This is a genomic window from Sporolactobacillus inulinus, assembly GCF_006539285.1.
GTDB lineage: Bacteria > Bacillota > Bacilli > Bacillales > Sporolactobacillaceae > Sporolactobacillus > Sporolactobacillus inulinus.
On the sequence record NZ_BJMS01000016.1, the window covers coordinates 1 to 7,029 of the forward strand.

8 protein-coding genes and 1 pseudogene are annotated in these 7,029 nt (G+C 46.2%); all 9 read right to left on the reverse strand.

Going from position 1 to position 7,029, the window contains the following annotated elements; translation table 11 throughout:
* Nucleotides 1–156 precede the first annotated feature (156 nt).
* Nucleotides 157–480: a preprotein translocase subunit YajC gene (gene yajC, locus SIN01_RS03435; protein WP_010023290.1), complete on the reverse strand. Its 324-nt coding sequence runs from the start codon at nt 478–480 to the stop codon at nt 157–159.
* Nucleotides 481–505: 25 nt separating this feature from the next.
* A complete protein-coding gene (gene tgt, locus SIN01_RS03440; RefSeq protein WP_010023293.1) occupies nt 506–1,651 on the reverse strand; it encodes a tRNA guanosine(34) transglycosylase Tgt in 1,146 nt (381 codons plus the stop codon).
* On the reverse strand, nt 1,651–2,697 hold the full coding sequence (queA, locus tag SIN01_RS03445; protein WP_010023295.1) for a tRNA preQ1(34) S-adenosylmethionine ribosyltransferase-isomerase QueA: 1,047 nt from the start codon (nt 2,695–2,697) through the stop codon (nt 1,651–1,653). Before queA ends, tgt begins: the two co-directional genes overlap by 1 nt.
* Nucleotides 2,698–2,766: 69 nt before the next feature.
* Nucleotides 2,767–2,973 carry a DUF2905 domain-containing protein gene (locus SIN01_RS03450; protein ID WP_010023296.1) on the reverse strand — a complete coding sequence of 69 codons (207 nt, stop codon included), beginning with the start codon at nt 2,971–2,973 and terminating at the stop codon, nt 2,767–2,769.
* Between the two features lie 2 nt (nt 2,974–2,975).
* Complete coding sequence (gene ruvB / locus SIN01_RS03455; protein ID WP_010023297.1) at nt 2,976–3,980, reverse strand: Holliday junction branch migration DNA helicase RuvB; 1,005 nt, start codon at nt 3,978–3,980, stop codon at nt 2,976–2,978.
* A gap of 15 nt (nt 3,981–3,995) precedes the next feature.
* Nucleotides 3,996–4,595, reverse strand: a complete 600-nt coding sequence (gene ruvA, locus SIN01_RS03460) for a Holliday junction branch migration protein RuvA (protein ID WP_010023298.1) — start codon at nt 4,593–4,595, stop codon at nt 3,996–3,998.
* A gap of 239 nt (nt 4,596–4,834) precedes the next feature.
* On the reverse strand, nt 4,835–5,566 hold the full coding sequence (locus tag SIN01_RS03465) for a YebC/PmpR family DNA-binding transcriptional regulator (protein ID WP_010023299.1): 732 nt from the start codon (nt 5,564–5,566) through the stop codon (nt 4,835–4,837).
* A gap of 246 nt (nt 5,567–5,812) precedes the next feature.
* Entirely contained in the window at nt 5,813–6,370 is a 558-nt protein-coding gene (locus SIN01_RS03470) for a YhcN/YlaJ family sporulation lipoprotein (protein WP_010023300.1), read from the reverse strand.
* Nucleotides 6,371–6,515: 145 nt separating this feature from the next.
* Nucleotides 6,516–7,029, reverse strand: a pseudogene (locus SIN01_RS14940) (hypothetical protein); the annotation flags it as partial.

The window sequence follows — 7,029 nt, forward strand, 5'->3', positions numbered from 1 at the left end:
GTAAGAAAAACCAGGCTACGCTAGGTCCTTACTTCCGCAGGATGCGGTGGCTTCCGCGTTGTGCACAGGACGTACTTTCACAGGAAAGCAAAATCAGATACTTTCTTTACCTGAAAAAAGGCGGCCGTAATCCGGCCGCCTTTTTCCGTTCGTTCATTATTTCTTTTCAGTTTCCGTATCGGTTTTCGCCTTTTTATCTTTTCCTTCTTCAATCTTTTCCGGTTCCGGAGCATTTGCTTTTTTCAGTACCGCACGGATCGCGTTACGTTCAAACGTCAGCTTGCCTGCTCCGCAACGCAATGTAGCTGTTTGATCATCGAGTGAATCGATCGTTCCTTGGAGACCGCCAATGGTTACGATCTTATCCCCTCTTGAAAGAGAAGCCTGCATTTGTCTGGCTTCTTTCGTTCTTTTTTGCTGCGGGCGAATTAACAGAAAATAGAAAATCGCCACGAACAATAACAAGAAAATGATTTGCATTGATTCAAATCGTCCCTTCTACACCTCAAAAGTTTTTTGCACCCGGTTTATTAAACCCGTACGACTCAAAGAATGACGCTTTAAATTCAAGCAGTCGGTCTTCTCTGATCGCAGATCGGACACGCTTCATTAATTTTATCAGAAAATAAAGGTTATGGTAAGTGGTTAAACGAAATCCAAAGGTTTCATTCGCTTTTACAAGATGGCGAATATAAGCGCGTGAGTAATTCCGGCATACTTTGCAATCGCACGATTCATCGATTGGACGAAAATCGTGGGCGAATTTCGCATTACGGATCACGATCCGGCCATGCTCGGTCATGCATGTGCCATTACGAGCAATGCGTGTTGGAAGCACACAATCAAACATATCGATACCGCGAATCACCCCGTCAATGAGCGAATCCGGAGAGCCCACGCCCATCAAATAGCGCGGCTTATCCGCAGGAAGCAGCGGCGTTGTATAGGTCAGCATCTCGTTCATCTTTTCCTTCGGTTCACCAACCGAAAGTCCACCGATTGCATAGCCGGGAAAATCAAGCGACGTAAGATCTCGCGCCGACTGCATGCGCAATTCTTTGTTTCCGCCGCCTTGAACAATTCCGAAAAGCGCTTGACGGTCAGGATTGGCATTGGCTTCAAGACAACGTGCTGCCCAACGGCTTGTCCGTTCTACAGATGTTTTCATATAGTCAAACGACGAATCAAATGGCGGACACTCATCGAAAGCCATCATGATATCAGAACCGAGTGCATTTTGAATTGCAATCGACTTTTCAGGCGACAAGAACAGCTTTTCCCCATTCAAATGATTGCGGAAACGAACGCCTTCCTCTGAGATATCGCGTAGTTTGCTGAGACTGAACACTTGAAAGCCGCCGGAATCGGTAAGAATGCCCTGATCCCAATTCATGAACGGGTGGAGACCGCCGGCTTCTTGAACAATGTCTTCACCCGGTCTCAGCCAAAGATGATAGGTATTGCTCAAGATGACCCCGGCACCCATTTCTTTTAATTCTTCCGGACTCATCGTTTTCACCGTCGCCTGCGTGCCTACGGGCATGAACATCGGTGTATCGAAGGTCCCGTGCGGTGTGTGCAGCTTACCAAGCCGCGCGCCTGTTTTTTTATCTGTTTTAATTAATTCATAAGTGACTGCAGGTTGACTCATTAATGGTTAATTCCTTCCTCAATAAACATCGCGTCGCCAAAGCTAAAGAAACGATATCGTTCTTTTACCGCCTCGCGGTACGCTTTAAGAGTAAAATCGCGTCCGGCAAAAGCACTGACCAGCATAATCAAGGTCGACTTTGGCAAATGAAAGTTGGTAATCATCCCGTCAATGGCCCGATAGCGGAAACCCGGATAGATAAAAATATCTGTCCAGCCCGAGCTTTCTTGGAGTTTACCGTCGTGTTTAGCCGCGATCGTTTCCAGTGTGCGAATCACAGTCGTTCCACAGGCAATGATTCGCTTGCCTTGCATGCGGGCTTGGGTCAGTGTATCGGCAGCCGCAGCAGTCATTTGGTAAAATTCGGCGTGCATCGTGTGTTCTTCAATCTTGTCCACTTTAACCGGACGAAACGTGCCCAGACCGACATGCAGTGTGATAAAGACAAGATGCACCCCTTTTTTTTCAATGTCCACCAACAATTCTTTTGTGAAATGCAAGCCTGCTGTCGGAGCGGCAGCAGAACCGCGGTGCTTTGCGTAGACGGTTTGATACATATCCGGATCATCCAGCTGTTCTTTGATGTAGGGTGGCAGCGGCATCTTTCCCAGCTCATCAAGAACCTCATAAAAAATGCCCTGATAATGGAATGTGATCATGCGCCGTCCTTCATCCAGTTCCTCAGCGCATTCACCGACGAGTTTGCCATCGCCAAATGAAATGCGTGCTCCTTTATGAACACGCTTCGCCGGTTTGGCCAAACATTCCCAGCAGTCGCCTTCCTTTTGCTTTAGCAGCAGCAATTCAATTTTTGCGCCGGTCTCTTCTTTATGACCGATCAACCGCGCCGGTAATACTTTCGTGTCATTAAGCACGAGACAGTCACCGGGGTTCAGGTAATCGATGATTTCGCTGAATGTATGATGATGGTTAATCATGTCTTTATTTGGATTAAGAACCATTAAACGTGATGCGGCGCGGTCCTTCAGCGGGGTCTGCGCAATTAATTCTTCAGGTAAATCATAATCAAAATCAGATAAATCCATACCAGCACTCTCTTTCATTTCCGGAATGCCGCATATGCAAAGGATAAAATGCGTTTTGCTTCCGGCATTCTACATTCTGTGAAATAAATTAATTAAGTACATTATTAAGGATAAGACCAAACTAACAAGAATACAGGTAACAATTGGAAAGACAAAGGTGACATTTCCCTTTTTGAAAATGAGATCTCCGGGCAGCCGCCCAATAAGCGGCCAGCAAAGACCAATTAGAAAAATAATGGCGCCAGCAATCATGAGCACTTTCCCAAAATCACCCATGATCACGCGTCCTCTCGTTTACGATGAAAATGCCGGTACGCTTGGTCGGTCACAATTCGTCCACGTGGTGTGCGCTGAATAAATCCAATCTGCAGCAAGTACGGCTCTTGAACGTCCTCGATCGTATGCCGCTCCTCGCCAATTGATGCGGCAAGGGTATCTAACCCGACCGGTCCGCCATTAAATTGGTTGATCATCCCCAGAATCAGTTGACGATCAACATGATCGAGTCCTGCTTCATCAACGTGGAGACGAGTAAGCCCATCTCGCGCCGTCTGCTGATCAATCACGCCATTGTTTTCAACTTGTGCAAAGTCACGAATCCGTTTCAACAGACGATTAGCAATTCTCGGCGTACCACGCGAACGTCTGGCAATTTCAATGCAGGCATCATCATCAATTTCTGTTTTCAATACGCTTGCCGTTCTGTTAATAATCATAGACAATTCTTCCGGTGTATAAAACTGCAAACGGTGAATCACGCCAAAACGATCCCGAAGCGGCGGAGACAGGTATCCGGCACGTGTAGTGGCCCCGACTAAGGTAAACGGCGGCAAGTTCAACCGAACCGAATGCGCGGTTTCATCTTTTCCGATCATAATATCCATGCAAAAGTCTTCCATCGCCGGGTACAGAATTTCTTCAACATGGCGCGGCAGACGGTGAATTTCGTCAATAAAAAGAACATCGCCAGGTTCCAATGATGAGAGCACTGCTGCCAGGTCGCCGGGCCGTTCCAGTGCCGGGCCGGAAGTGGGACGCATTCCCGTACCCATTTCCGTTGCGATAATCATCGAAAGCGTCGTTTTACCTAACCCCGGAGGCCCATAGAGAAGAACATGATCGAGCGGTTCCTGCCGCGCTTTTGCAGCACGTATAAAGATTTTAAGATTTCGCTTCAGTTCTTCCTGACCGATATAATGATCTAAGTCGGAAGGACGAATGGATTGGTCCAGCCCTTGATCTTCAAGCAACGCGTCACGCGAAAGCAGATGATCCTCTTCCAATAAGACGCCCTCCTTTTATACCTTTGATAATCGTTTCAACGCTTCCTTGACATAATTTTCAGCACTAAGATTCTGTTGTTCAAGTTTCGGCACGATTTTTCGAATTTCTCGTTCCGAGTATCCGAGAGAAGACAGAACGTCCATCGCTTCCGCAAGTGCATTGTTTAACCGCTTTTCCGGTTCATTCACCTGCTCTGCAGCAGGACTTATTGCGAATTCCTGCAGTTTGCCTTTTAGGTCGAGGATGATTTGTCCTGCGGTCTTGCGGCCAATGCCGGGAAAACGGGTCAAATATTTTTCATTTTCCGCTTCAATCGCTTGAATCACTTCATCCGGTTCGCCGGAGGCAAGAATTGCTAGTGCGTTTTTCGGTCCAATTCCGGAAACAGAGAGCAGCCGGACAAACAGTTCCCGTTCTTCCCTAGTCTGAAACCCGTATAAAATATTCGCGTCTTCGCGTACATATTGATACAGATAAACCTTCGCTTCCCTGTTCAGCAAAGGCTGATAGGTAAATGGATTTGGACAACTAATTCGATAGCCGAACCCGCCCTGTTCAACAACGATCCCGCCTCCGGAAAGATAAGTTAAAATTCCCCTTATGTAATCAAACACGTAAGTAACTCCTCATCCGTTCATTTCTGCAGCTGAAGTCCGTTCACTCATTCTATCATAGCACATGACACATTTTTGTCCCAATAAAAACAATGCGAGGCGCTCGAGCGATCACGTGTCTCGTAGCGATTGATCTGCCGCTTATTCCAGGAGGAGCAAAGTCATAATCATGAGCTTCCTTATCTTGCAAAAGAAAGGAGCATCCGCGTCGAATGCCCCTTTTCTCCACTTCTGCTGAATCAATCGTTCTCGTCAAGATTGGTATAAATATCCTGAACATCATCATTGTCTTCCAGCACTTCAATCAACGTTCTCATCTTTTCAAGATCTTTGCCGGTCAATGCTGTTTTTGTTGTCGGGATCATGGCAACTTCCGCGCGGTCAACTTCATATCCTTTATCTTCACTCAATGCTTTGCGAACATCTTCAAAGACGTCAGGTGTTGTTATAATGATGAACCGGTCATCCTCAGTTTTCATGTCCTCTGCGCCAGCATCGATTGCATCCATCATCATTGTATCTTCATCCAGTTCATCATTCTTCTCAATTTCAATGATGCCCTGTTTATCGAACAGAAAACCGACACTGCCGCTTTCTCCCAGATTTCCGCCGCTCTTTGTAAAGGCATGGCGAATATCGGAGGCAGAGCGGTTACGATTATCCGTCAGGACGTCGACCATAACAGCGACACCGCCTGGTCCGTACCCTTCATAAGTGATTTCTTCATAAGTAACACCATCGAGATCGCCGGTTGCTTTCTTGATTGCCCGGGAAATATTGTCATTTGGCATGTTTGCAGCTTTTGCTTTTTCAATCGCGTGGCGAAGCCCGGAATTCATTGACGGATCGCCGCCACCATGGCGCGCTTCTAAGAAGATATCTTTGGATAACCTCATAAAAATTTTTCCGCGTGCTGCATCAACAGCATTTTTCTTATGTTGAATGTTATTCCATTTTGAATGTCCAGACATAATGGTTCTCCTCCTAAAATTACGGCTGAACGCATCTTAGTCGAAAAAACATAAATGTCAAAAAAAGAAGCGGCAATTGCCGTCCTCTGTTCTTGTTCGTCATCGTTTTTTACCATTTATGTTCTTTTATCCTATACTTTAGCGTACTCCGTAAAATTCACTCCGTTCCCATTATAACCATTTTTTATTCTAAAAAAAAGAGCAAAGGGCTCTGCCCTTGCTCTTTTACTGCTTTAGAGGTATTGATCAGCGGCTGTTGTTTTCAAAAGGACGTTTCACGGCATTGGTCAGATCGTCAATGATACCGACAATATCAGAACGTACTTCACGTGTTCCTTTTCCTGCATTAAAGTCTGCTTCAGTTGCCGTGATGCGCTTCACGTAGCGATCATCTGTCGAAACGAGCACTTCACGATCGCCGGCCAGCGGCTTAACTTGAAGACGGATCTGCTTTCTCAAATTCGCAACATCGTCATTCTTTTCCGGTACGGCACCGATTGCAACCGTATTTCCAGTGACTAACACATGTGCTTGATCCACCCCATCAACTGAAGCGGCCCGATCAGCGATACGTTTTGCTAAACGTCTCTGATCGCCATAGTTCATCTGGTTTGCACGCGGACCATTCGGATTGTTAAAATTTGTGTAATCAGGAGCTGTATTCGGATTGTTGTACCCCGTACGATAATTGACGTCACGCGGTGCAACATTTGGATTATTGTTTGCCGCATTATCTGCTTGACACCCTGCCAAGAAAGCCCCAAGTGAGAGTACGGTCCCCAATTTAAGTACTGCTTTTTTCAATTTAACTCCTCCTTTCGCACTTATCATGTGTGAAGGAGGCAATTTTTACGCTAAGAATATTTACCGATAAACTGACAAAAAATAGAAAACGAATTGAGAAGCGGCGATTCACTTTGAAAAGCTGCTTTCACTCATTGATCCATCTTTATTTTTTGGATTTTCCTTGTTGTTTTGCCGGTTGATACGTAGGTGCCTTAGGATTTGACAATGCACTGTACGGCATTGGTTTCTGATGCGGCGGCTGATTGCCGGCATAGTACCCGGCTACCGGAGCATTTCCATAGTTTGAAACCGGTCCACCGCAGTTACATGGCTTTTTCATATTAACCGGAGCATAAGGATACGTTGGCATCCCATAGGAGCCGGTATCAACCGGTGAAAGCTTTCCTGTATAAGCAGGCGCTGTTTGCGATCCTTGCGTTTTTCCATATGCTCCGCCTTTTTGCGGAGACATCATTGAAGGGTGCTTGCTGCCCTTAGAATCACCTGTATATGGCTGATCCAAAGATATTGGTTTCGTTCCAATTGGGAATTGCGGCTGTTTTCCTTTCCAAGGCTGCAGTTTCGGATAGGAACCGCCTTTTTTCTGCGGATAATTCTGACTTGCCCCAGTCTGAGTAGGAAAATATGGATTTACACTTTGTTGGGCAGGACTGACC

Bases quoted from the DNA above. Each gene is read 5' to 3' on its own strand.
- SIN01_RS03465 (WP_010023299.1), bottom strand. From the start codon at position 5,566: ATGTCTGGACATTCAAAATGGAATAACATTCAACATAAGAAAAATGCT.
- yajC (WP_010023290.1), bottom strand. From the start codon at position 480: ATGCAAATCATTTTCTTGTTATTGTTCGTGGCGATTTTCTATTTTCTG.
- queA (WP_010023295.1), bottom strand. From the start codon at position 2,697: ATGGATTTATCTGATTTTGATTATGATTTACCTGAAGAATTAATTGCG.
- tgt (WP_010023293.1), bottom strand. From the start codon at position 1,651: ATGAGTCAACCTGCAGTCACTTATGAATTAATTAAAACAGATAAAAAA.
- SIN01_RS03450 (WP_010023296.1), bottom strand. From the start codon at position 2,973: ATGGGTGATTTTGGGAAAGTGCTCATGATTGCTGGCGCCATTATTTTT.